Source organism: Pseudomonas fluorescens, assembly GCF_018614655.1.
In the GTDB taxonomy this organism is placed as follows: Bacteria; Pseudomonadota; Gammaproteobacteria; order Pseudomonadales; family Pseudomonadaceae; genus Aquipseudomonas; species Aquipseudomonas fluorescens_BX.
Map to the genome: position 1 here is coordinate 123723 of NZ_JAGGOG010000002.1, position 25044 is coordinate 148766.

General features: G+C 60.4%; 18 protein-coding genes and 2 pseudogenes. 10 read left to right on the forward strand and 10 right to left on the reverse strand.

All coding sequences use genetic code 11. From position 1 onward, the window contains the following. Positions 1-123 precede the first annotated feature (123 nt). From J7E41_RS01370 to pilM, 7 genes and pseudogenes are all read right to left on the reverse strand, one after another. Positions 124-1680 carry an SPOR domain-containing protein gene (locus J7E41_RS01370; protein ID WP_214989628.1) on the reverse strand — a complete coding sequence of 519 codons (1557 nt, stop codon included), beginning with the start codon at positions 1678-1680 and terminating at the stop codon, positions 124-126. A 10-nt stretch (positions 1681-1690) separates the two neighbouring features. Beyond that, complete coding sequence (aroB, locus tag J7E41_RS01375; RefSeq protein WP_214989629.1) at positions 1691-2791, reverse strand: 3-dehydroquinate synthase; 1101 nt, start codon at positions 2789-2791, stop codon at positions 1691-1693. Between the two features lie 148 nt (positions 2792-2939). Further along, on the reverse strand, positions 2940-3458 hold the full coding sequence (gene aroK, locus J7E41_RS01380; RefSeq protein WP_003187914.1) for a shikimate kinase AroK: 519 nt from the start codon (positions 3456-3458) through the stop codon (positions 2940-2942). A 4-nt stretch (positions 3459-3462) separates the two neighbouring features. Further along, positions 3463-4728 (reverse strand): annotated as a pseudogene (locus J7E41_RS01385) (type IV pilus secretin PilQ); the annotation flags it as partial. 141 nt (positions 4729-4869) lie between these two features. Further along, positions 4870-5991 (reverse strand): annotated as a pseudogene (locus J7E41_RS28500) (pilus assembly protein PilP). Then, positions 5988-6539: a PilN domain-containing protein gene (locus J7E41_RS01400; RefSeq protein ID WP_214989631.1), complete on the reverse strand. Its 552-nt coding sequence runs from the start codon at positions 6537-6539 to the stop codon at positions 5988-5990. Before J7E41_RS01400 ends, J7E41_RS28500 begins: the two are co-directional and overlap by 4 nt. Beyond that, positions 6539-7192 carry a type IV pilus biogenesis protein PilM gene (pilM, locus tag J7E41_RS01405; protein WP_214989632.1) on the reverse strand — a complete coding sequence of 218 codons (654 nt, stop codon included), beginning with the start codon at positions 7190-7192 and terminating at the stop codon, positions 6539-6541. Before pilM ends, J7E41_RS01400 begins: the two co-directional genes overlap by 1 nt. 222 nt (positions 7193-7414) lie before the next feature. On the opposite strand from pilM, the gene J7E41_RS01410 reads away from it, so the two are divergent. Beyond that, positions 7415-9880 carry a penicillin-binding protein 1A gene (locus J7E41_RS01410; protein ID WP_435304109.1) on the forward strand — a complete coding sequence of 822 codons (2466 nt, stop codon included), beginning with the start codon at positions 7415-7417 and terminating at the stop codon, positions 9878-9880. A 213-nt stretch (positions 9881-10093) separates the two neighbouring features. Here the strand turns inward: J7E41_RS01410 and J7E41_RS01415 are convergent, their stop codons facing one another. From J7E41_RS01415 to rpmE, 3 genes are all read right to left on the reverse strand, one after another. Further along, the gene (locus J7E41_RS01415; RefSeq protein WP_214989634.1) at positions 10094-11362 is read right to left on the reverse strand and encodes a malic enzyme-like NAD(P)-binding protein; all 1269 of its coding nucleotides are present in this window, start codon (positions 11360-11362) and stop codon (positions 10094-10096) included. A gap of 181 nt (positions 11363-11543) precedes the next feature. Further along, positions 11544-12350: a thermonuclease family protein gene (locus J7E41_RS01420; RefSeq protein ID WP_214989635.1), complete on the reverse strand. Its 807-nt coding sequence runs from the start codon at positions 12348-12350 to the stop codon at positions 11544-11546. 14 nt (positions 12351-12364) lie between these two features. Beyond that, the gene (rpmE, locus tag J7E41_RS01425) at positions 12365-12595 is read right to left on the reverse strand and encodes a 50S ribosomal protein L31 (protein ID WP_155582893.1); all 231 of its coding nucleotides are present in this window, start codon (positions 12593-12595) and stop codon (positions 12365-12367) included. A gap of 222 nt (positions 12596-12817) precedes the next feature. On the opposite strand from rpmE, the gene J7E41_RS01430 reads away from it, so the two are divergent. The 9 genes from J7E41_RS01430 (at position 12818) to phaC (J7E41_RS01470) (ending at position 25035) form a co-directional block, all read left to right on the forward strand. Beyond that, positions 12818-15037 carry a primosomal protein N' gene (locus J7E41_RS01430; protein ID WP_214989636.1) on the forward strand — a complete coding sequence of 740 codons (2220 nt, stop codon included), beginning with the start codon at positions 12818-12820 and terminating at the stop codon, positions 15035-15037. 132 nt (positions 15038-15169) lie between these two features. Further along, positions 15170-16906 (forward strand): arginine--tRNA ligase, encoded by a 1737-nt coding sequence (gene argS, locus J7E41_RS01435; protein ID WP_214989637.1) that lies wholly within the window; start codon positions 15170-15172, stop codon positions 16904-16906. Between the two features lies 1 nt (position 16907). Next, positions 16908-17618 (forward strand): SPOR domain-containing protein, encoded by a 711-nt coding sequence (locus J7E41_RS01440; protein ID WP_214989638.1) that lies wholly within the window; start codon positions 16908-16910, stop codon positions 17616-17618. A 249-nt stretch (positions 17619-17867) separates the two neighbouring features. After that, positions 17868-18398, forward strand: coding sequence for an ATP-dependent protease subunit HslV (gene hslV, locus J7E41_RS01445; protein ID WP_155582897.1), 531 nt, complete (start codon positions 17868-17870; stop codon positions 18396-18398). A 38-nt stretch (positions 18399-18436) separates the two neighbouring features. Then, positions 18437-19774 (forward strand): ATP-dependent protease ATPase subunit HslU, encoded by a 1338-nt coding sequence (gene hslU, locus J7E41_RS01450; RefSeq protein ID WP_214989639.1) that lies wholly within the window; start codon positions 18437-18439, stop codon positions 19772-19774. A gap of 137 nt (positions 19775-19911) precedes the next feature. Further along, on the forward strand, positions 19912-20289 hold the full coding sequence (locus J7E41_RS01455) for a gamma-butyrobetaine hydroxylase-like domain-containing protein (RefSeq protein ID WP_214989640.1): 378 nt from the start codon (positions 19912-19914) through the stop codon (positions 20287-20289). 249 nt (positions 20290-20538) lie between these two features. Beyond that, the gene (phaC, locus tag J7E41_RS01460) at positions 20539-22218 is read left to right on the forward strand and encodes a class II poly(R)-hydroxyalkanoic acid synthase (protein ID WP_214989641.1); all 1680 of its coding nucleotides are present in this window, start codon (positions 20539-20541) and stop codon (positions 22216-22218) included. Between the two features lie 117 nt (positions 22219-22335). Continuing rightward, positions 22336-23181 (forward strand): poly(3-hydroxyalkanoate) depolymerase, encoded by an 846-nt coding sequence (gene phaZ / locus J7E41_RS01465; protein WP_214989642.1) that lies wholly within the window; start codon positions 22336-22338, stop codon positions 23179-23181. A 171-nt stretch (positions 23182-23352) separates the two neighbouring features. Next, positions 23353-25035, forward strand: a complete 1683-nt coding sequence (gene phaC, locus J7E41_RS01470; protein WP_214989643.1) for a class II poly(R)-hydroxyalkanoic acid synthase — start codon at positions 23353-23355, stop codon at positions 25033-25035. Positions 25036-25044 lie beyond the last annotated feature (9 nt).

The following is a 25044-nucleotide window of genomic DNA, read 5'->3' on the forward strand; positions in this document are numbered from 1 at the left end:
CTGACTGCTACGACTCAAAAGCGACGTGCGCAGACACCACAAAGCGCGCGGCCTTGAGGGCAGCACGCCTTGCGTTTTTTTTGAGGTGCCGGGAGAGGCGGCCTGGGTAAGGCCACCGAATCTTCAGCGAGTTGCTGCCAGTTCCTGTTGGACGCTGGCGACAGTGCGAGGCCAAGGTTTACCAGCCTGAACCTTCGCTGGCAAGGCCTTGATAGCGGTATCGGCTGCTGCACGGCTAGGGAAGTTGCCGTAAGTGATCACGTAAAGCGGCTTGCCGTTGAGGACTTTCTTGAAATAACGGTACTCGCCGCCCTGCTCTTTCACGAAGCTCTGAGCGTTGGCTTCGGAGCTGGTGCCGAGGATCTGCACCACGTAGTGACCCGCGGGTTGGCTGGTGTACCAACTGCCGCCGGTAGCGGCTGCTTTTGCGACGGTGACCGGTTTTTCAACCGGCTTGGCCGCTGGAGCCGGTTTGGCCACAGGTGCCGGAGCCGGCTTGGCGACAGGCGCTGGCTTGGCAGTGGCGACCTGGACAGGTGCCGGGGTCGGTTTGGCCGCTGGTGTCGGCGCAGGGCCTGCTGGAATGCCGGCAGGTGGCGCGGTGGTGGTAACGGTCGGCGGTGTAGCACTGGAGCCTTCCACCGGCACGCCGTCGTCACCTTCGGAGATACCCCCAGCGGCTTCGGCCAATGGGCCGCGCATCACTGGCTGGCCGACCATCGGCAAGTTGGTGGGTTGGCCGGAGTTGGCAAACTCGACGTTCGGGGTAGGCTTGCCCAATGGCAACTGCGCTTGTTCGGTTGGCTCGCCGGTGGCCGGTGCCTTGCTGCGACCCGGGATCAACCAGGCGGCGGCAACGGCAACTACGACAACTGCGGAAATCGCCAATACGTGTTTCTTCGGCATGGTGAACCCCATCTTTGGACGCTTCACCGCTGAGCGGCTGGCAATCATGGCTTCGATCATGGCATCCCGGGCGACCTGGTTGATGGTGCCAGGCCAGCCGTCGGAGCTTTCGTGAATATCAGAGATCTGCGCAGCGGAGAAAAGTTCGATGCCCTGACCGGCGCCTTCAAGACGTTGAGCCAGGTACTCGCGAGTTTCTTCCTCTTCGTAAGGTTGCAATTCGATGACGTGGAAGCGCTCTTCCTCGCCACTGAGATGCTCAAGCTCGGCAATCAGCGACGATTCGCCGAACAGGAATACGTGCGGGCGACCTTCGGGCGTGCCCGCTGCCAGCGCCAGCAACGCTTCGAGCGCGGACTCGTCGAGTTGCTCGGCGTCGTCCACCAGCAAGTAGACTTCCTGGCCCGTCAGACCCAGTTGCACCACCTGCTTGAGGATCGCGTTCGGCTCGGCATTGGCCACGTCCAGGGCCTGGGCGACCTGACGCAACACGCCCGCCGCATCACCGGCGCCACGGGCCGAAACCACTACGCTTTGTACCGACTGCTTGTTGGTACTGGCGACAAGCGCCTGGCGCAGCAATGTCTTGCCGCTGCCCAGCGGGCCCGTGACCACCAGCAGCAACTGGCTGTAGCGTGCCAGGTGATGCAACTGGCCCAACACCGGCTTGCGTTGCGCAGGGAAGAATTTGAAACCAGGCACCCGTGGAGCAAAAGGGTCATGGCTTAACTGGAAATGGCCGAGGAAGGCCTCGTCGGCATGCAAACTAGTCATCGGGATCTTATTAACCTTTGAGCTGGGCCAGGGCGCGGTAGTCCGCTCCCAGCGTGGCCTGTAAAATCTCTTTTGGATAATCGTCGGTCACTACCGCTTCGCCCATTCGGCGCAACAGCACCAGTCGCAGTCGACCGTCGATCACTTTCTTGTCTATCGCCATGTGTTCGAGAAAATCAGCCTCAGTCATCTCCTCGGGAGGAATGACCGGCAAACCGGCGCGCTGGAACAGGCGGATACCACGATCCCGCTCCTGGGCGCTGATCCAGCCCAGGCGTTGCGACATCTCCAACGCCATCACTGTGCCAGCCGCTACAGCTTCCCCATGCAACCACACACCATAGCCCATGTGCGTTTCGATCGCATGGCCGAAGGTATGGCCCAGGTTCAACGTGGCGCGCACACCGGACTCCCGCTCGTCGGCATTGACCACCAGCGCCTTGGCGGCACAGGAGCGGGAAATGGCTTCGGTCAACGCCACCTGGTCCAGGGCACGCAGGGCATCGACGTGCTCTTCCAGCCAGGTAAGGAACGGTTCGTCGCAGATCAGCCCGTACTTGATGACTTCCGCCAAACCCGCCGACAGCTCGCGGGGCGGCAACGTATTGAGGGTGGCGGTGTCGATCAGTACCACGTTGGGCTGATAGAACGCACCGACCATGTTCTTGCCCAGCGGATGGTTGATGCCGGTCTTGCCGCCTACCGACGAGTCGACCTGGGACAACAGAGTGGTGGGCACCTGGATAAAGTCCACACCGCGTTGGTAACAAGCCGCCGCGAAACCCGCCATATCGCCAATGACGCCGCCGCCGAGTGCAACCACAGTGGTGCGACGGTCGTGACGAGCAGTCAGCAGGCCATCAAAGATCAGTTGCAGGGTTTCCCAGTTCTTGAAGGCTTCGCCATCGGGCAACACTACCGAAATAACGGAAAACGCCTCAAGGCTGCGGCTCAGACGCTCAAGATAAAGCGGCGCCACTGTCTCGTTGGAGATAATCGCCACTTGTCGCCCGGCAATATGCGGTGCGAGCAACTCGGGCTGGTCCAACAAACCTTCGCCAATGTGGATCGGGTAGCTGCGCTCGCCTAGATCGACCTTAAGTGTCTGCATGTTTCCCCGCGTTGAAGATGGAAGCAGGTGTCCTGCCCTACATTTACGTTTGTCGGCAACGTCGAGATCTGACGCCACCTGATGGCTCTACGCCACAACTCTACCGGCCATGACGCGACGCCGAGGATAGCGCATTTCGAGCCAGGCTTTAACGGGGGGGCAGCCGCTGCAAGCGTTCCAGAATGTCGAGTACGACCATTCGTGGTGGCCGTTCATCGGTTTCCACCACCAGATCGGCGATCTCCCGATACAGCGGATCCCGCAGCGCCAGCAAATCCCGCAGGGTTTTCGCCGGGTCCGCCGTTCGCAGCAATGGACGATTGCGATCGCGGGCCGTGCGGCCGACCTGCTGCTCAACCGACGCATGCAGGTAGACCACCCGACCGCCGGCATGCAGCGCACGACGGTTTTCATCGCGCATCACCGCGCCGCCGCCGGTGGCCAATACCACGCCATCGCAGCCACACAGCTCAGCAATCATTGCCTGCTCACGGTCACGAAAGCCCAGTTCGCCTTCCTTATCGAAGATCCACGGGATATTGGCGCCCGTGCGCAATTCAATTTCCTTATCGGAGTCTTTGAATGGCAGGCGCAGCTCTTTGGCCAGCAAACGGCCGATGGTGCTTTTTCCAGCCCCCATCGGTCCTACAAGAATCAAATTTCGCACAGAATCAACGACTCACAGCAATCGCCTGGTTATTCATAATACGCGGAGTCAGGAACACCAGCAGCTCGGATTTTTTCTCCGAAACCACATCCCGCCGGAAAAGGCGGCCAAGATACGGCAGATCGCCCAAAAATGGCACTTTATCTACCACCTTGCTCTGGGTATTGGAAAAAACCCCGCCAATGACGATGGTCTCACCATCCTTGACCAACACCTTGGCGTTGACCTCGTTTTTCTTGATCGGCGGCACGTCATTGAGCTTGTTCAGGTAGTCGGGCTCATCCTTGGTGACCTTGACCTCCATGATTACCCGGTCATCCGGGGTAATCTGCGGCGTGACTTCCAGGGACAACGAGGCCTCCTTGAACGACACCGATGTGGCGCCGCTGGAACTGGATTCCTGGTAGGGAATCTCGGTGCCCTTGAGGATTCGAGCGGTTTCTTTGTCGGAGGTGACGACCTTGGGCTGCGAGACAATTTCGCCGTTACCGGTTTTCTCCATGGCGGTCAGCTCCAGGTCCAGCAGAATATTGTCGGTAATAAAGGCAATGCCCAAGCCTGACGTGCCGTTGATAGCCCCCAGGTCAACAAAGGGTGAGCTGGGCAGATTCTCCGGCAGCTCTACACCTTCGGCCGCGGGTTTATTGATCCCGCCAGCGCTCCAATTACCCCGGTTGAGCCGCCCACCCCAACGCACACCCAGGCTTTTGTCGTAATCGACATTGGCCTCGACAATCCGCGCTTCGATCATTACCTGGCGCACCGGAATATCCAGTTGCGCCACGATCCGCCGCAATTCGTCCAGGCGTTCCTGAGTCTGGTAGGCGATGATATTGTTGGTCCGGTCATCCACCGCGACCGAACCGCGCTCTTCGGTGGTGCCCTCACCGTCCGTCACCGACTGGAACAGCCTGGCAAGGTCAGAAGCCTTGGCGTAGTTCACCTGGAGCAACTCACGGCGCAACGGCGTCAGCTCGGCCACCTGTTTGCGCGACTCCAGAACCAGCAGCTCACGTGCCGCCAGCTCCTCGGCGGGGGCAACCAGTAGCACGTTGGCGGTCACGCGCTTGTCCAACCCCTTCGTCTGCAGCACCAGATCCAGGGCCTGATCCCAAGGCACGTCCTTGAGACGCAACGTAATCGAACCCTGCACCTCATCACTGGCCACCAGGTTCAGGCCGGCAACGTCGGCAATCTGCTGCAAGACGACCCGCACTTCGATGTTCTGGAAATTAAGGCTTAACTTATCGCCACTGAACGCAGCACGCTCGGTAGTGAGTGGTGCACCGCCAGGCGGCGGCAGGTGAATCAGGTCGACCCGGTTGGGCACAGCCTTGGCCATCGGTGCCATGAACGCTATCCATAGCGCCACACCGAGGGACGAAAAAGTCCGTTTCATTGTTTGATTCCGTTATAAATGCACGTTCAAGGCAAGGGTTCGCGAGCGTTCCAGCCACGCGCCCTCGCCATCCGGGAAGAGCTCGACGAGCTCGATGTGTGAGTCATGAATGGCCGTCACCTGTCCGTGATCCGCCCCCAGATAATCGCCCACCGCAAGACGATGCACCGCCGTAGCACCCCGCAACAGGGCAAAGGTTTGCCCCCCCGCGGGACAAGGTACCGACCATTTCGAATTGCTCGATGGCAAAACCTTCCAGAAACCCTCGCAAACGCTCGGGATCAGGCTTGAGCGCCGAGCGCCCTGTAGCACGCTCGACCTGTCGAGACGGCGGCTGGAAAGGATCACGCAGGGACGCCGGATCGTAGACAAAGCGCTGGCGACTGACAGGCTGCGGCACCCCCTCTATGGGCGCCGGCGGCCGTTGGCGAATCTCGCGCAACTGAGCCTCCAATGCCTGCACGTCATCACCACCGCCACAACCGACCAGCGATACCAGGCCCAAGGCCAGGCCCACACCTTTGAAGCGGCTCATGGCAATAACCCTTGTTCGTTGTAGCGGTAGGTCTTGGCCAGCAGCTCAAGCCTTAATAGCGGTCCTGCCTGCGGATTGGCTGGCCTGATGGTCAAGTCATGCAAGGTAATAACCCTTGGCAATCCGACCAGGGTGCTGATGAACATCGCCAGGTCGTGATAGGCACCGGTGACGCCAATCTGCAAGGGCAACTCGATATAGAGCGGCTGAAGCCGCTCGTCCAGCAGCTTGATTTCCTCGAATGCCAAGCCGTTGACCATGCCCAGTCGAGTGATGTCTTCAAGCAGGCCCGGCACTTCAGTAGCGGTTGGTAACTGCTGCAACAGCTTGGCAAACGCCTCCCGCATGCCCTGGAGCTGGAGGGTATAGGCCTCAAGGTTGGCGGCAAGGGGCGACTTCAGGGCAAGTCGCTGTAGCAGGACCACTTCCTGTGCCTCTTGCTGGCGTAACTTCTCCCGCGAATTACTCAGATAGAAAATGTCAGCCAACACCAGCAACAGGCAGATCAGTCCGAGGCCCAAAAGTGCTTGTCGAGACAAAGACCAGTTCGGTGCGTTGCGGTAGAGTGCGGAGAATTCGAGGCTCGTTGACAGGCTCATTGCGACGCCTCGGCAGACGCTCTCTGGCGAACCATCAACTGGAAGCCACTGCCACCGCCCTCGTCGTCGGCCTGCACATGCTGCAGCCGAGGTGCCTGCAAGGCATTACTCGCCTCGAGGCCGCGCAGGAACCGGGCGATGTCCTGATTCGACTCGGCGCCACCTCGGACCCCGACATTGTCACCCTCGACAATGACTTCGCGCAGTTGCACGCCATCCGGCACGGCACGAGCCAGTTGGTCGAACAGCAAGGCGCCAGCCGAACGATCGGCTTGCAGCCCCTGGACGACCTTCATTCGCTCCACAAGCTGCAAGCGCTGCTCGCGCAGTTCATCAATAGTCTTGATCTGCGAATCAAGCACCGTCACTGCCTTGCTCAAGTGGCTGCTACGGGTCACTTGCCGATCAATCGCCCGGTCGATCACCCGATCCGCCAGCCACACCGCCGCCAGCGCCACACCCGCCATCGCGAACAAAAACGTCAGGAAATATTGGCGTCGACGCTTGGCCCGCTCTTCGCGCCAAGGCAAAAGGTTGATACGTGTCATCAATCGAAACTCCTCAGGGCCAAGCCGCAAGCAACTCCCATCCCTTGGGCATCGGTGGCCCACTGCACACCATCGACTCGATGGCCTGGCGCGATGCTGTCGAAAGCCTGACCACTGGCGCGGGCCAATGCAAACGCTTCGACATCCACTACCCGCGTCACCAGCCCCGCCAGGGCCAGCACTGCCTCACGGGCTTCGACCTGCTCCTTGAGACAGGCGACGAGCAGTACCTCGATGCGCTGCGGATCAAGGGCCGAGATACCCTGGACCTGAAAATCGATTGCCACCTCATCCAGTGGATAGGGAATGTACTGGTCCGCCTCCAGATTGATTCGGTGCACCATTTCGTCATCGCTGAGCCCCGCGTCCATCTCGATCACCCGAGTGATCACCGACGACCCGGCTACAGCAACCGCTGCGCTTTTCAGGGATGTACAGGCTTGTGACAACGCCTTGGAAAGTGCCAGCCCCACGGCGTCAAGATCAACCAGCGTGCTGTCGATCACGGCATGGGCCGGCAGGTGTTGAATGCCATAGGCCCGCACCGTGTAACCCGCACCTGAGCGCTCCAGCTCCACCAGCCTCACTGCGGCATCATTGATGTCGACACCCAGGACGGCATCGGTTTTTTGCGTGAAAAATCCTTTTCTCATAAAACTCCCCAAAACTTTCCCTGTCTTACGGCCTGACTGTCAGTCTGGATCGATGCATTCGGTCGGCTTGTTGGAGAGGCGCGAATGACGCCTCGAGCCGAAAATGCTTTAATGCCCAGCGTTTTTTCCCGCTTTTTTATCCGCAGGCCGGGGTGCTCCATCGTTTGTCGTGTATGCCCCGACGCCTAACTCATTCTTTTCTCTGGAAATCCAAAAGCCTTGATTCGTCTGCTGAAGTTTTTCGGGTACTCCATTGTCGCTATCGTCTGCGGCCTAATGCTCGTTCTCAGCGGGGCCTACCTCTACCTTAGTCCGGGATTGCCCTCGGTAGAGGCCCTGAGAAGTATCCAGTTGCAGATTCCTTTGCGGGTCTACAGCAGCGATGAAAAACTGATCGCGGAGTTCGGCGAAATGCGCCGCACCCCGATCCGTTTCGCCGACATTCCACCCAATTTCATCAACGCCCTGTTGTCGGCCGAAGACGACAACTTCGCCAATCACTATGGCGTCGACCCCAGCAGCCTGGTGCGTGCAGCCACTCAATTGGTAAAAAGCGGACACATTCAGTCCGGCGGCAGCACCATCACCATGCAGGTGGCGAAGAACTTCTTCCTCACCAGCGAGCGCAGCTTCTCCCGCAAGGCCACGGAAATTCTCCTGGCGCTGCAGATCGAACGGCAATTGACCAAGGACGAGATCCTGGAGCTGTACGTCAACAAGATCTACCTGGGCAACCGCGCCTACGGGATCGAGGCGGCTTCGCAGGTGTACTACGGCAAGTCGATTCGCGACGCCAGCCTTGCGCAGATGGCCATGATTGCCGGCCTGCCCAAGGCCCCTTCACGCTTCAACCCCCTGGCCAACCCTGCGCGCAGCAAAGAGCGTCGCGACTGGATCCTGGGGCGCATGTACAAGCTGGGCAAGATCGACCAGGCCGCCTATGAAGGTGCCGTGGCCGAACCGTTGAACGCCAGCTATCACGTGCCGACACCTGAAGTGAACGCACCGTACATCGCCGAAATGGTCCGGGCCGAAATGGTTGGCCGTTACGGCAGCGACGCCTATACCGAAGGTTTCCGCGTTACTACGACCATTCCGAGCAACTTGCAGGAAATCGCCAACCACTCGGTGCACGAAGGCCTGATCACCTATGACCAGCGCCACGGCTACCGCGGCCCCGAATCACGCCTGCCGGGCAAGACCCTGAGTGCCTGGACCGTTGAGCTGGGCAAACAGCGCGCAATCAGCGGCCTTGAGCCAGCTATCGTCACCCAGGTGAAGAAAGATGGCGTGCAGGTGCTGACCCGCACCGGCGAAGAACATGTGTCGTGGGACAGCATGAAATGGGCCCGTCCATTCCTCAACACCAACAGCATGGGCCCGATGCCCAAGCAGCCGTCGGACGTGGCTCAGGTCGGCGACCTGATCCGTGTGCAGCGCCAGAAGGACGACAGCCTGAAATTCAGCCAGGTGCCTGTGGCACAAGGCGCCCTGGTGTCGCTGGATCCGCAAAACGGCGCGATTCGCGCCCTGGTGGGTGGTTTTGCCTTCGAGCAGAGCAACTACAACCGCGCGACCCAAGCCAAGCGCCAACCGGGTTCCAGCTTCAAGCCATTCGTCTATAGCGCGGCCCTGGATAACGGCTACACCGCCGCCAGCCTGGTCAATGATGCACCGATCGTGTTTGTCGACGAGTACCTGGACAAGGTCTGGCGACCAAAGAACGACACCAACACGTTCCTCGGCCCGATCCGAATCCGTGAGGCGCTGTACAAGTCCCGCAACCTGGTGTCGATTCGCCTGCTGCAGGCGATGGGTGTGAGCAAGACCATCAATTACATGACCCGCTTTGGCTTCAACAAGCAGGATCTGCCGCCCAACCTGTCCCTGGCCCTCGGTACCGCCACCCTCACGCCGATGGAAATCGCCACGGGCTGGAGCACCTTTGCCAACGGCGGCTACAAGATCACGCCGTACCTGATCGACAAGATCGAAAGCCGCAACGGGGAGACGCTGTTCACAGCCAACCCGCCGCGCGTGCCGGGAGACGTGGTCAATGGCGTCGCGGCTACCGATGGCGTGGCAGCACCGACCAATGGCGACATCACCATCGAAACAACACCGGATGCAACACCGACCGCTGGCGCACCCGCAACCCCGCCCGCCCCGCAAGCGCCAGCAGTGGCCGAGCGGGTGGTGGACGGCCGCACCACCTATATCCTCAACAGCATCCTGGAGGACGTCATCAAGAAAGGCACCGGTCGTCGCGCCCTGGCCTTGGGCCGTACGGACCTGGCAGGCAAGACGGGTACCACCAACGAATCCAAGGACGCCTGGTTCTCCGGCTACAACGCCGACTACGTGACCACCGTCTGGACCGGCTACGATAAACCGGAAAGCCTTGGCCGTCGTGAATTCGGCGGCACTGTCGCGTTGCCGATCTGGATGAGCTACATGGGCGCAGCCCTCAAGGACATGCCACCCCACAGCCAGGCTGAGCCGGAAGGTCTTCTCAGCCTGCGGGTCGACCCCGTCAGCGGCCGTGCCGCCGTCCCGGGCACGCCGAATGCGTATTTCGAACTGTTCAAGAGCGAAGATACGCCGCCGTCGGTCAATGAGCTGGGTAACGGCACCGTGCCGGGCAGCCCTTTACCGGCAGACGAGGGCGCTCCGATCGATTTGTTCTGATAACCAGGATCTATGGCCTGACATAGATCCAATGTGGGAGCGGGCTTGCTCGCGAATGCGGTGTTTCAGTCACAGATGCATTGGCTGACACACCGCATTCGCGAGCAAGCCCGCTCCCACATTTGGTTCTGCACCAGACGCCAGTAATCGACAGGCCACAAAAAAGCCCCGACTCATCCGAGCCGGGGCTTTTTGTTGGTGCGCTACAACGGCTTAGCCGTTGAACACATCATCCACGCTTTTCAGCGGGTAGTTCTTCGGATACGGCAGGGTTGCAACGCCGGTCTCGATGGCCGCTTTAGCCACGGCATCGGAGATCACGGTGATCAGGCGGGCATCCATTGGTTTCGGAATGATGTACTCACGACCGAATTCCAGTTTGATACCGCCGTAGGCGTCGCACACTTCCTGAGGTACCGGCAGCTTGGCCAGTTCGCGCAGGGCGTTGGCGGCGGCTACTTTCATCTCTTCGTTGATGCGCTTGGCGCGAACGTCCAGAGCACCACGGAAGATGAACGGGAAGCCCAGTACGTTGTTGACCTGGTTCGGGTAATCCGAACGACCGGTGGCCATGATCACGTCATCACGGGTAGCGTGAGCCAGGGCCGGAGCAATTTCCGGATCCGGATTGGAGCAAGCGAACACGATCGGGTTGGCCGCCATCAGCTTCAGGCCTTCGGCGCTCAGCAGGTTCGGACCGGACAGGCCAACGAATACGTCAGCACCGTTCAAGGCGTCGTCAAGGGTACGCTTCTCGGACGGATGGGCAAACATCGCCTTGTACTGGTTCAGGTCGGTGCGCTCGGACTGGATCACGCCCTTGCTGTCGACCATGAAGATGTTTTCCAGCTTGGCGCCCATGCTCACGATCAGCTTCATGCAGGAGATGGCCGCAGCGCCAGCGCCCAGGCAGACGATCTTGGCTTCGCCGAGGGTTTTGCCAGCGATTTCCAGGGCGTTGATCATGCCGGCGGCAGTAACGATCGCGGTGCCGTGTTGGTCATCGTGGAATACCGGAATGTCGCACTGTTCGATCAGGGCCTTTTCGATCTCGAAGCACTCAGGTGCCTTGATGTCTTCCAGGTTGATACCACCGAACGTGATGGAGATGCGTTTTACGGTGTCGATGAAAGCCTGCGGGCTTTCGGAGTCGACTTCGATGTCGAATACGTCGATGCCAGCAAAGCGCTTGAACAGCACGCCCTTGCCTTCCATGACCGGCTTGGAAGCCAATGGGCCAAGGTTACCCAGGCCGAGAATCGCGGTGCCATCAGAAATCACTGCAACCAGATTGCCCTTGCCGGTGTACTTGTAGGCCAGCTCAGGGTCGCGGGCGATTTCACGCACGGGCTCTGCTACACCGGGGCTGTAGGCCAGCGACAGGTCGCGGGCGGTAGCAGTGGCTTTGGTGAGCTCGACACTCAGCTTTCCTGGACGAGGATGGGCGTGATATTCGAGAGCGGCAGTTTTCAAATCAGACATATCGGCATTCCGCTTTTACTGTTGGACGACGGACCGCCGAGGATACGCGTGTCGCAAAGTCCCTACAAGACTGGGCGGTCACAGGTGTCAAGGGCCCTACCCTACGACTTTTGGCCAAGAGCCGCGAGATACAAGGGCTCAACTGTTCACAATTGCAATAAAAAATGTCTACAATTTTTTCTTATGGCGCCAGTTGCAACATGCCAGGATCGGTCAATGGCAGAAGCCAACGGGCTTGGCTTTTTTCCAGGCCTCCTCGGCGGGATCGATCCACCACCCAACCACGGGCTTCGATTTCCCGGCCCTGTAGACGACTCAACCGGCCGCTGTCGAAACGCTTGAGCAGATTGGGCGCAATACGTAATACCAGCGAGCCCTGCAATTCGATCCAGACACCCCCACGATTGCGTTCGATTTTACTCACCTGCCCGCTGACGATGGCAAAGCCGGACCGCTTAATCTGCGCCGCACTTACAACCGGTGACTGGCGCCACAGCCCAAGGTGGGCCTGTCGGGCACTCTGTTCGGCGGCCTGTTGGCAGGCGACGAGTTCGACATTGGGTGCAACAGCCACCTGAAAACCCAGGCCAGCGGCGAGTAATTGCGCCTCCAGGTTTGCCCCATTGGTGCCATAGAGATGGGCCAGGGTGCGTCCGTAGTGATCTTTGCTCTCACGACCGAGCACCACGCCCACCCGACCGCTGCTGGCATCCACCATGCCTTGCAAGCGCTCCCGCGCAGCCACGGCAAAAGGCTCGTCGGAACGACCCTTCTTACCGGTTTCCGGGGTGTTGACGCCAATCATGCGTACACTGCGACCATCTTTCAGGCGAACCGTATCGCCATCCACCACGCGCTGCACCTCAAAGGTGTCGACGGCGCTGGGAGCTGGACAAAACACCTGCGCCTGGACGGGCGCCAGCCAAATCGCAGACACAAAAAAGGCGCCCGCAAGGGACGCCTTTTTTAACAGCAGGGAACAGCCCATCGGGCTCTTCAGCCTTACTCTGCAGCAGGAGTCTTGGCTTTGCCAAAAGCACCGAAACGGTCTGCGAAGCGCTGTACACGACCGCCAGTATCCAGAGTCTTCTGCTTACCGGTGTAGAACGGGTGGCACTCGTTGCATACGTCAGTACCCAGTGGCTTGCACAGGTTCGAACGGGTTTCGAACTTGTTGCCGCAGCTGCAAGTTACTTCGATAGTTTCGTACGCTGGATGGATATCGGCTTTCATGGTGTATTCCTCAGGCTAGCGTGCCGCCACTCGACACTATTGTCGAATACCGCACGTAATTAGGCCGCGGATTCTACCAGACCTTTTTAAACGCGCAAGCGGCTCCATAGCCCCTTTCATCAGAAATTGTGAGAGTGGGCTTGCTCCCACACAGGACACTTCCACCACTCGTCTGCTAGGCTCGCGCCCTTCTTCACCGCCCGCCATATGAGAACCTCCCGCGTGCCCGACGCCATTTTGCGCCTCGCCCTGCCCTCGCCCCTGCGCCGCCTGTTCGACTACCGCGCACCCGCCGGCGTGCTGCGGTCGCAGTTGCAGCCGGGGATGCGCGTGCGGGTGCCGTTCGGACGGCGCGAGATGATCGGCATTCTGGTGGAAGTCACTGACCACAGTGAAGTGCCCGCCGAAAAGCTCAAGCCGGCCCTGGCCCTGCTGGACGCCACGCCGCCTTTGCCGCCTTCGCTGTTCAAGCTGTGCCTGTGGACCTCCCAGTACTACCAACACAGCCTGGGCGACACCCTGAGCTGGGCGCTGCCAGTGCTGTTGCGCCAGGGCGAACTGGCCGAAGCCCGACAGGAACGCTTCTGGTCGATGGTCCCCGGCGCCCGCCTGGACGACCCGCGTATCGCGCGTGCCCCACGCCAGCGGGAGGCCCTGGCCACCCTGGCCCAGCATCCCCATGGCGTAGCCCACCCGCTATTAAGCAAGCTGATGTTGAGCAAGGACAGCCTGGACCTGCTGCTCGCCAAGGGCCTGGTGCAGGTGGAGATCCGCAAACACGCGCCAAGGGAGCGTCACGAACACTGGCTGGCCCAACCGGAACTGCCACTGAACCCGGAACAGCGCGCCGCCTTTGAAGCGATTCGCGCAGGCTTCGATAGTTTCCACGCGTTCCTGCTGGCCGGCGTCACCGGCAGCGGCAAGACCGAAGTCTATTTGCAACTGATCCGCGAGACCCTCGAAGCCGGCAAGCAGGCGCTGGTGCTGATCCCCGAGATCAACCTTGGGCCGCAAACCCTGGCGCGCTTCGAGCAACGCTTCAACGCGCGCATTGCCCTGGTGCACTCGGCAGTCAACGACCGCGAACGCCTCGAGTCGTGGCTGGCGGCACGAGACGGCGAGGCCGACATTATTATCGGCACCCGTTCAGCGCTGTTCACCCCGATGAAAAATCCGGGGCTGATCATTATTGATGAAGAACACGACGGCTCTTATAAACAGCAGGAAGGCCTGCGCTACCACGCCCGCGACCTGGCCCTGGTGCGGGCGCGCCAGGAAAACATCCCGATTGTGCTGGGCTCGGCTACGCCTTCCCTGGAAAGCCTGCACAACGCCTACACCGGGCGCTACGGCCTGCTGCGCCTGAATGAACGCGCAGGCGGCGCCAAGCAACCACGCTTCTTACGCCTGGACGTCAAAAGTCGCCCGCTGGACAGCGGCATTTCCGGCCCCATGCAGCAAGCCATTGGCCAAACCCTGGCGGCCGGCCAGCAAGTATTGGTGTTCCTCAACCGCCGAGGGTTTGCACCGACACTGCTGTGCCACGACTGCGGCTGGATGTCCGAGTGCAACCGCTGTGACGCGCGCATGACCGTGCATCAACGCTCCGGCGAGCTGCGCTGCCACCACTGCGGGCACGTGGAACGAGTGCCGCGCCATTGCCCGCAATGCGGCAAGGTTGACCTGCGCCCCGTGGGTGCCGGCACCGAGCGCGCCGAGGAACGGTTGGGGATTCTGTTTCCGGATTTCCCGGTATTGCGCGTCGACCGCGACAGTACGTCGCGCAAGGACGCGATGAATCAGTTGTTCGCCACCATTCAAAAGGGCCAGCCGTGCATTTTGGTGGGCACGCAGATGCTCGCCAAAGGGCACCACTTCCCGCGGGTGACCCTGGTGTCGATCCTGGATGCCGACGGCGGGCTGTTTTCCGGGGACTTTCGCGCCAGCGAGCGCATGGCGCAGTTGATCGTCCAGGTGGCAGGGCGCGCCGGACGCGCCGAAGAACCCGGTAGAGTGATCATCCAGACCCACCTCGCCGACCATCCGCTGCTGATCCAGCTGACTGAACAAGGCTACTTCGCCTTCGCCGAGCAGGCGTTGAGCGAGCGTCGCTCCGCCGGTTTGCCGCCGTTCTCCCACCTCGCGCTGCTACGGGCTGAAGCCCACAAGCCCGGCCAAGCCGAAGGCTTCCTGGACGAAGCCTGCAGCGAGGCTGAACGTTTGCTGGGTGAACTGGGACTGACCGGCATCGAGTTGCTGGGCCCGGTGCCGGCGCCCATGGAGCGCCGCGCCGGACGTTATCGAGCGCAGCTACTCTTGCAAGCAACCGCCCGGGCCCCCTTGCATCGTTTATTAAGCAGTTGGCTGCTGGCCCTGGAGCAAATGCCCAGCGGGCGGCAGGTGCGCTGGTCGCTGGATGTGGATCCTGTAGATTTGTACTAAGTCGGCTTCACGGGCGGTTAATCGTCCGTCAGGGATCCACGAAGGTTGGCAAGCCCGCCCTCGCCACGGATAATGCCCAGTTTTTCCACCTGCGCATCGACGCGCCGCCGCTTGCGGTCGAAAGAGAAGACCATGAAAGACACCATTCGCCAGCTGATCCAACAAGCCATCACCCAACTCGTCAACGAAGGTGTGTTGCCTGAAGGCCTGACGCCGGCGATCCAGGTGGAAAACACCCGCGACAAGACCCACGGTGACTTTGCCAGCAACATCGCCATGATGCTGGCCAAGCCTGCGGGCATGAAACCTCGCGACCTGGCGGAAAAAATCATCGCCGCGCTGCCCGCCGACCCGCAAGTCAGCAAGGCCGAAATCGCCGGCCCGGGCTTTATCAATATCTTCCAGAACACCCAGGCCCTGGCTTCGCGCCTGGACACAGCCCTGGCCGACGCCAACATCGGTGTGCGCAAGGCCGGCCCTGTCCAGCGTGTGGCGGTCGACCTGTCGGCACCCAACCTGGCCAAGGAAATGCACGTTGGCCACTTGCGCTCGACCATCATTGGCGACGGCGTGGCACGGGTCCTGGAGTTTCTCGGTGACACGGTGATCCGTCAGAACCACGTGGGCGACTGGGGCACCCAGTTCGGCATGCTGATGGCGTACCTGCAAGAAAACCCGGTCACCAGCAACGAACTGGCCGACCTGGAAAACTTCTACCGCGCCGCCAAGAAGCGTTTCGACGAATCCGAAGACTTCGCCGACCGCGCCCGTAGCCTGGTGGTCAAGCTGCAGGCTGGTGACCCAGAGTGCCTCGCGCTGTGGAGCCGCTTCCGCGATATCTCGCTGTCGCACTGCCAGGAAATCTACGAGCTGCTCAACGTCAAGTTGACCCCGGCCGACGTGATGGGCGAAAGCGCCTACAACGATGACTTGATCAACGTGGTCAACGCGCTCAAGGCCAAGGGCCTGCTGGTAGAAAGCAACGGCGCCCAGTGCGTGTTTCTCGAAGAATTCAAGACCGCCGATGGCGAGCCGCTGCCAGTGATCATCGTCAAGGCCGATGGCGGCTACCTCTACGCCACCACCGACCTGGCCGCCGTGCGCTACCGCAGCGGCGTGCTGAAAGCCGACCGCGCTCTGTATTTCGTCGACCAGCGCCAGGCCCTGCACTTCCAGCAAGTGTTCGAAGTGGCGCGCCGCGCCGGTTTCGTCACCCACCCGATGCACATGGAACACATGGGCTTCGGCACCATGAACGGCGCCGATGGTCGCCCGTTCAAAACCCGCGACGGCGGCACCGTGAAGCTGATCGACCTGCTGAACGAAGCCCAGGAACGCGCCTACACCCTGGTGAAGGAAAAGAACCCGGAACTGGCCGAAGCCGACCTGCGCAACATTGCCCGTGTAGTAGGCATCGGCGCAGTGAAATACGCCGACTTGTCCAAGCACCGCACCAGCGACTACAGCTTCAACTTCGAGTTGATGCTCAACTTCGAAGGCAACACTGCACCGTACTTGCTGTATGCCTACACTCGGGTAGCCGGTGTGTTCCGCAAGCTGGGCAAGGACTTCAGTGAAGTCCAAGGCCAGATCAACCTTGAAGCGCCACAGGAACACGAACTGGCGGCCAAGCTGGCGCAGTTCGGCGAAGTGCTGAACAGCGTGGGCGAGAAAGGCACACCGCATATCCTCTGCACCTATTTGTACGAAGTCGCCGGGTTGTTCTCCAGCTTCTACGAGAACTGCCCGATCCTGACTGCCGACAACGAAGCGCAAAAGCAAAGCCGCCTGCGCCTCGCCGCACTGGCTGGACGGACCCTCAAGCAAGGCCTGGAGCTGTTGGGCCTGGAAACTCTGGAGCGTATGTAAGTTGGCTGCCAAGAAAAAACCTGCACCCAAGCGCGGCGCCAGCCGCTACCAGGCACCGGCGAAGAAGCCCATTCCGGGCTGGTTGTGGATGGCCATCGGCCTGACCGTCGGCGCGTTTATCGTGTTTCTGATGAAGCTGGAGCCAGGCAAGGGCGATGACGTCAAACGGGTCAAGCAGGAGCAGCAGAAAGCCACGAAAATGGCCGAAGCGAACAAAACGCCGCCGAGCCCTACTGCGCCAGTGAAGCCTAAATACGACTTCTACACGCTGCTGCCGGAATCGGAAGTGATTGTGCCGCAGGAGGCCGTACCAGAGAAAACCTTGCCGACGCCACAGATACCCGTGGTTCCAACCACCCCTGTGACGCCGGCAGAAGCGGCAAAAATCGACACTGCACGAGCCCAGGCCGCGCTGGCCGGGATTACCCCGCCGCCACCGCCGCCTGTCGCTACCACCAAGGCGGCGCCGGTGACCAAGTTCTTCCTGCAGGCGGGTTCGTTCCCCAAACAGGCGGATGCTGATCGGGTGCGGGCGCAGATTATCCTGCTCGGGCAATCGGTGACAGTGGAGTCCGGGACGGTGAAGGAAGCGACGTGGTATCGGGTGCTTGTAGGACCGTTCAGCAACCGCGAGCAACTGACCGTCGCTCAGAAACAACTGGCTGGCGCAGGGTTTAGCAACCTGTTGTTACAACAGCGCCAGACGCGCTGATTCCAGGCTAAACGCGAACCCAATGTGGGAGCGGCGGTGCGACGATTCGACTTGCTCGCGAATGCAGTTGTAGCCGCTAGGCTGCGATGGGCTGCGCAGCGGCCCCAGGGGCGGTCCTGCGGACACGCATCGCAGCCTCGTGCCTCGGCAGCGGCTACAGTCCTCCCTTCCTACAGTTGAAATCCCCCTCGCCACCCCCATATGAGTTCCATCAGGGCATTTTCGCCCCGCAGCGTGGAGACTCTCCCCTTGACCACCATCGTTTCAGTTCGCCGCCACGGCATAGTCGTCATGGGCGGCGACGGCCAGGTTTCCCTTGGCAATACCGTGATGAAAGGCAACGCCAAAAAAGTGCGTCGCCTGTACCACGGCCAGGTCCTCGCAGGTTTTGCGGGGGCCACCGCTGACGCTTTTACCCTGTTCGAGCGTTTCGAAGGCCAACTTGAGAAACACCAGGGCCACTTGGTTCGCGCCGCCGTCGAGCTCGCCAAAGAATGGCGCACCGACCGCTCCCTCAGCCGCCTTGAAGCCATGCTGGCGGTCGCCAACAAAGACGCCTCCCTGATCATCACCGGGAACGGCGATGTGGTAGAACCAGAGCACGGCCTGATTGCCATGGGCTCCGGCGGTGGCTACGCCCAGGCTGCGGCCAGCGCACTGTTGAAGAAAACCGATCTGTCGGCCCGTGAAATCGTCGAAACAGCCCTCGGTATCGCCGGCGACATCTGTGTCTTCACCAACCACAACTTCACCATTGAGGAGCAGGACCTCGCAGAATAAGCCGTCGGCTTTTTCTTGCTTGAGGACCACCTATTATTATGTCCATGACTCCCCGCGAAATCGTCCACGAACTCAACCGCCATATCATCGGCCAGGACGATGCCAAGCGCGCCGTTGCCATTGCCCTGCGTAACCGCTGGCGCCGGATGCAACTGCCCGAAGAATTGCGTGTTGAAGTAACCCCCAAGAACATCCTGATGATCGGGCCTACTGGTGTCGGTAAAACCGAGATCGCCCGCCGCCTGGCCAAACTGGCCAACGCACCGTTCATCAAGGTTGAAGCGACCAAGTTCACCGAAGTCGGCTATGTGGGCCGTGACGTCGAATCGATCATCCGTGATCTGGCCGACGCCGCCCTGAAGTTGTTGCGCGAACAGGAAATGACCAAGGTCAGCCACCGCGCTGAAGACGCCGCCGAAGAACGCATCCTCGACGCCCTGCTGCCACCGGCACGCATGGGTTTCAACGAAGACGCGGCGCCAACCTCGGATTCCAACACCCGCCAGCTGTTCCGCAAGCGCCTGCGTGAAGGCCAACTGGACGACAAGGAAATCGAGATCGAAGTCGCCGAAGTGTCCGGTGTCGACATCTCCGCGCCACCTGGCATGGAAGAAATGACCAGCCAGTTGCAGAACCTGTTCGCCAATATGGGCAAGGGCAAGAAAAAAAGCCGCAAGCTCAAGGTGAAAGAAGCGCTGAAACTGGTGCGTGATGAAGAAGCCGGGCGCCTGGTCAACGAGGAAGAACTCAAGGCCAAGGCCCTGGAAGCAGTCGAGCAGCACGGTATCGTGTTTATCGATGAGATCGACAAGGTGGCCAAGCGCGGCAACTCCGGTGGCGTTGACGTGTCCCGTGAAGGCGTACAGCGCGACCTGCTGCCGCTGATCGAAGGCTGCACTGTCAACACCAAGCTGGGCATGGTCAAGACCGACCACATCCTGTTTATCGCCTCCGGTGCGTTCCACCTGAGCAAGCCAAGCGACCTGGTGCCGGAGCTGCAAGGCCGCCTGCCGATTCGCGTGGAACTCAAGGCGCTGACCCCTGGCGACTTCGAACGCATCCTCAGCGAGCCACACGCGTCGCTGACCGAGCAGTACCGTGAGCTGCTGAAAACCGAAGGCCTGGCCATCGAGTTCCTGCCGGACGGTATCAAGCGCCTGGCGGAGATCGCCTGGCAGGTCAACGAGAAGACCGAGAACATCGGTGCCCGCCGTCTGCACACCTTGCTTGAGCGCCTGCTGGAGGAAGTGTCCTTCAGCGCTGGTGACATGGCCGGAGCGCAGAATGGCGAGGCGATCAAGATCGACGCCGACTACGTCAATGGCCACTTGGGCGAATTGGCGCAGAACGAAGATCTGTCTCGTTATATCCTGTAAGCCTGTGGGAGCGGGCTTGCTCGCGATAGCGGTGTGCCGGTCACTGAGGTAGCGACTGATCCACCGCTATCGCGAGCAAGCCCGCTCCCACATTTTGCAGCCGGTTCCTTCAGGATCATCCATGAGCGGTTCCCCCAATGTCTAAAATGCCCACCGCCATCAACCTGCACAAAGCCTCCAAGACCCTGTCGCTGACCTACGGCCCGGACGAGGTCTATCACCTCCCCGCGGAACTACTGCGGGTGCATTCGCCTTCCGCCGAGGTCCAGGGCCACGGCAAACCGATCCTGCAATTCGGCAAGCTCAATGTCGGTTTGACCAAGATCGAACCCGCCGGCCAGTACGCACTGAAATTGACCTTCGACGACGGTCATGACAGCGGATTGTTCACCTGGGACTACCTCTATCAGCTCGCCGTGCGTCAGGACGCTTTGTGGGCCGATTACCTGGCTGAGCTCAAAGCCGCCGGAAAAACCCGCGATCCGAGCGAGTCGGTCGTCAGGCTGATGCTCTAACTCAAGCCTCTTGCTCATTAGTGGGCATTTTCTAATTTCATCTGCTTGAATGCCCTGTCGCGTGGCCAACGATTGGCCCGCTTGCGAAAAAATTTAAACTCGGGTAACCAATGGAACTGGCAAGTTCCCTGCATTTGACGATGCGGTATCAACGGTCATCCGAGCAGCAGTACCTGGCTTGTGCTGTGTCGCAAGAGCAAGGACACAGCGGTACCCGGTACTCGTCTTTCGGACAATGGAGCGTCGTAGATGAGTAACAAGAATAACGATGACTTGAAACGCCAGGCCTCGGAAAACACCCTGGGGCTGAACCCGATCATCGCGTTACGCAAAAAGGATTTATTGGCCTCAGCAAAGATGGTGCTGACCCAAGCCATCAAGCAACCGTTACACAGCGTCAAGCATGTCGCCCACTTTGGCGTCGAGCTGAAGAACGTGGTGTTCGGCAAATCAGCGCTGGCACCCGAGAGCGATGACCGTCGCTTCAACGACCCGGCGTGGAGCCAGAACCCGCTCTATAAACGCTACCTGCAAACCTATCTGGCGTGGCGCAAGGAGCTGCACGACTGGATTGGCGATAGCAACCTGTCGGAACACGACATCAGCCGCGGGCACTTCGTGATCAACCTGATGACCGAAGCCATGGCCCCGACCAACAGCGCTGCCAACCCGGCGGCGGTCAAACGTTTCTTCGAGACGGGCGGCAAAAGCCTGCTGGATGGCCTGTCGCACTTGGCCAAGGATTTAGTACACAACGGTGGCATGCCGAGCCAGGTCAACATGGACGCCTTCGAAGTGGGCAAGAGCCTGGGCACCACCGAAGGCGCCGTGGTGTTTCGCAACGACGTGCTGGAGTTGATCCAGTACAAACCGATCACCGAGCAGGTCCATGAGCGCCCGCTGCTGGTGGTGCCGCCGCAGATCAACAAATTCTATGTCTTCGACCTGAGCCCGGATAAGAGCCTGGCGCGTTTCTGCCTGCGCAATAACCAGCAGACCTTTATCGTCAGTTGGCGCAACCCGACCAAAGCCCAGCGTGAGTGGGGGCTGTCGACCTATATCGAAGCGCTGAAAGAAGCCGTCGACGTGGTCACAGCTATCACCGGCAGCAAAGACGTCAACATGCTCGGTGCCTGCTCCGGCGGTATTACCTGCACCGCGCTGCTGGGCCATTACGCGGCGCTGGGAGAGAAGAAGGTCAACGCCTTGACCCTGCTGGTGAGCGTGCTGGACACCACCCTGGACACCCAGGTGGCGCTGTTCGTCGACGAGCAGACCCTGGAAGCGGCCAAGCGTCATTCCTATCAGGCTGGCGTGTTGGAAGGTCGCGACATGGCCAAAGTGTTCGCCTGGATGCGCCCCAACGATCTGATCTGGAATTACTGGGTCAACAATTACCTGCTGGGTAACGAGCCGCCGGTGTTCGACATCCTGTTCTGGAACAACGACACCACCCGTTTGCCGGCCGCCTTCCATGGCGACTTGATCGAATTGTTCAAAAACAACCCGCTGGTGCGTGCCAACGCACTGGAAGTGTGCGGCACGCCAATTGATCTCAAGCAAGTGACGGCGGACATCTATTCCCTGGCGGGTACCAACGACCACATCACACCTTGGCAGTCCTGCTACAAGTCGGCGCAACTGTTTGGTGGCAAGGTGGAATTCGTGCTGTCCAGCAGCGGTCACATCCAGAGCATTCTTAACCCGCCGGGCAACCCCAAGTCGCGCTACCAGACCAGCGACACGATGCCGGGCAAGGCATTGGACTGGCAGGAAAACGCCACCAAGCACACCGATTCCTGGTGGCTGCATTGGCAGGCCTGGCAGGCGGAGCGGTCGGGCAAGTTGAAGAAGGCGCCGACGGCGCTGGGTAACAAGGCGCATGCAGCAGCTGAAGCGGCACCGGGTACCTATGTACATGAACGCTAGCGCACACACATTTTTGTGACTGGAATGGGATCGAATGTGGGAACTCCCACACAAGCCAGCTCCCACATTGACCGAGTTTCGACAGGGAAATAACGCGCCATTTCACAGGGCTTGAGCATGCCGCAACCGTTCATCTTTCGTACCATCGACCTGGATGGCCAAACCATCCGCACGGCGGTCCGCCCGGGCAAGTCTCACTTGACGCCGCTGCTGATTTTCAACGGCATCGGCGCCAATCTTGAGCTGGTGTTTCCGTTCGTCCAGGCACTGGACCCGGACCTGGAAGTCATTGCCTTTGATGTACCGGGGGTTGGCGGTTCGTCTACACCCAATCGTCCTTATCGCTTCCCCGGCCTGGCCAAACTCACCGCCCGTATGCTCGATTACCTGGACTATGGCCAGGTCAACGCGGTGGGGGTTTCATGGGGCGGAGCGCTGGCGCAGCAGTTTGCCTACGACTATCCGGAACGCTGCAAGAAGCTGATCCTCGCGGCGACGGCCGCCGGGGCTTTCATGGTCCCCGGCAAGCCAAAGGTGCTGTGGCTGATGGCGAGCCCTCGACGCTATATCCAACCCTCCCATGTGGTACGCATTGCACCAATGATCTATGGCGGCTCGTTTCGCCGGGATTCAAAACTGGCGGCCGAACATGCGAGCAAAGTGCGTTCGGCCGGCAAGCTGGGCTATTACTGGCAACTGTTCGCAGGCCTGGGCTGGACCAGCATCCACTGGCTGCACAAGATCAAGCAACCCACGCTGGTACTGGCAGGCGATGACGATCCGTTGATCCCGTTGATCAATATGCGCATGTTGGCCTGGCGCATTCCCAACGCCCAACTGCACATCATCGACGACGGCCATCTGTTCTTGATTACCCGGGCCGAAGCCGTGGCGCCGATCATCATGAAGTTTCTTCAGGAAGAGCGTTTGCGTGCGGTGATTCATCCGCAGCCGGCCCTGTAGCCGCTGTCGAGGAACGAGGCTGCGATGGGCTTGGTGCGGCATTCGACGCAGCGGCCCCCAAGGGCACTCCTGCGGAGCGCATCGCAGCCTCGTTCCTCGACAGCGGCTACAGACCGACTATGGTTCTGAATTGGCGTGCTTGTTGATGGTTTGACGAAGGAGTGTTGACTCATGCGAGACAAACCCATGAAGGACGCGGTACCCACCCCCGCCGCGTTCATCAATGCACAAAGTGCAATCACTGGCCTGCGTGGCCGGGATTTGCTGTCGACCTTGCGCAGCGTCGCCGCCCATAGCCTGCGCAACCCGCTGCACAGCGCACGGCATGCCATGGCCCTGAGCGGACAGTTAGGCCGGGTGTTGCTGGGTGAAACCGTACACGAGCCCAACCCTCGTGACAGCCGCTTCGCCGACCCCACCTGGAAACTCAACCCCTTCTATCGGCGCAGCCTGCAAGCCTATTTGAGCTGGCAGAAACAGACTCGCCACTGGATCGATGACAGCGCCCTGAGCGCCGACGACCGCGCACGGGCGCACTTTGCCTTTTCCCTGCTCAACGATGCCGTGTCGCCCTCCAATACCCTGCTCAACCCGCTGGCGATCAAGGAACTGCTCAACTCCGGCGGCAACAGTGTGGTACGTGGCGTCAGCAACCTGTTTGACGACCTGTTGCACAACAACGGTTTGCCGCGCCAAGTCACCAAACAGGCCTTTGAAGTCGGCAAGACGGTGGCCACGACGCCCGGCTCGGTGGTGTTTCGCAGCGAGTTGCTGGAACTGATCCAGTACAAGCCCATGAGCGAAAAACAGTACGCCAAGCCGCTGCTGGTAGTGCCGCCGCAAATCAACAAGTACTACATTTTCGACCTGAGCCCGGCCAACAGCTTCGTCCAATACGCACTGAAAAACGGCCTGCAAGTGTTTATGGTCAGTTGGCGCAACCCGGACGTGCGGCACCGCGAATGGGGCCTCTCCACTTACGTCGCCGCCCTGGAGGAAGCGTTAAATGTGTGCCGGGCGATCACCGGCGCCCGCGAGGTCAACCTGATGGGCGCCTGCGCCGGCGGCCTGACCATCGCCGCACTGCAAGGCCACCTGCAAGCCAAGCGTCAGCTGCGGCGGATCTCCAGTGCCAGTTACCTGGTGAGCCTGCTGGACAGCCAGATCGAAAGCCCTGCCACGCTGTTCGCCGACGAACAGACCCTGGAAGCCGCCAAACGCCGCTCCTACCAGCAAGGGGTGCTGGATGGTCGGGACATGGCCAAGGTATTTGCCTGGATGCGCCCCAATGACCTGATCTGGAACTACTGGATCAACAATTACCTGCTGGGCAAGGAACCGCCGGCCTTCGACATTCTGTACTGGAACAACGACAACACACGCCTGCCGGCCGCCCTGCATGGCGACCTGCTGGACTTCTTCAAGCACAACCCGCTGAGCCATCCCGGTGGCCTGGAAGTGTGCGGCACGCCCATCGACCTGCAGAAGGTCACGGTGGACAGCTTCAGCGTGGCCGGGATCAACGACCACATCACACCGTGGGATGCGGTCTACCGTTCGACCTTGCTGCTGGGCGGCGACAAACGTTTCGTATTGTCCAACAGCGGGCATATCCAGAGCATTCTCAACCCACCGGGTAATCCCAAGGCCAACTTCGTCGAGAACCCCAAGCTGAGCAGCGATCCACGCGCCTGGTACTACGATGCCAGCCACATCGAAGGCAGTTGGTGGCCACAATGGCTGGAGTGGATCCAGCAGCGCTCCGGCGTGCAGCGCGAAACCCTGACCGCCCTGGGCAACCAGAACTACCCACCGATGGAAGCGGCGCCTGGCACTTATGTGCGGGTGCGCTGACACCTCGGC

Bases quoted from the DNA above. Each gene is read 5' to 3' on its own strand.
- hslU (WP_214989639.1), top strand. From the start codon at position 18,437: ATGTCCATGACTCCCCGCGAAATCGTCCACGAACTCAACCGCCATATC.
- rpmE (WP_155582893.1), bottom strand. From the start codon at position 12,595: ATGAAAGCCGATATCCATCCAGCGTACGAAACTATCGAAGTAACTTGC.
- J7E41_RS01370 (WP_214989628.1), bottom strand. From the start codon at position 1,680: ATGACTAGTTTGCATGCCGACGAGGCCTTCCTCGGCCATTTCCAGTTA.
- aroB (WP_214989629.1), bottom strand. From the start codon at position 2,791: ATGCAGACACTTAAGGTCGATCTAGGCGAGCGCAGCTACCCGATCCAC.
- pilM (WP_214989632.1), bottom strand. From the start codon at position 7,192: ATGAGAAAAGGATTTTTCACGCAAAAAACCGATGCCGTCCTGGGTGTC.
- J7E41_RS01400 (WP_214989631.1), bottom strand. From the start codon at position 6,539: ATGACACGTATCAACCTTTTGCCTTGGCGCGAAGAGCGGGCCAAGCGT.
- phaZ (WP_214989642.1), top strand. From the start codon at position 22,336: ATGCCGCAACCGTTCATCTTTCGTACCATCGACCTGGATGGCCAAACC.
- phaC (WP_214989641.1), top strand. From the start codon at position 20,539: ATGAGTAACAAGAATAACGATGACTTGAAACGCCAGGCCTCGGAAAAC.
- J7E41_RS01420 (WP_214989635.1), bottom strand. From the start codon at position 12,350: ATGGGCTGTTCCCTGCTGTTAAAAAAGGCGTCCCTTGCGGGCGCCTTT.
- phaC (WP_214989643.1), top strand. From the start codon at position 23,353: ATGCGAGACAAACCCATGAAGGACGCGGTACCCACCCCCGCCGCGTTC.
- argS (WP_214989637.1), top strand. From the start codon at position 15,170: ATGAAAGACACCATTCGCCAGCTGATCCAACAAGCCATCACCCAACTC.
- J7E41_RS01415 (WP_214989634.1), bottom strand. From the start codon at position 11,362: ATGTCTGATTTGAAAACTGCCGCTCTCGAATATCACGCCCATCCTCGT.
- J7E41_RS01455 (WP_214989640.1), top strand. From the start codon at position 19,912: ATGTCTAAAATGCCCACCGCCATCAACCTGCACAAAGCCTCCAAGACC.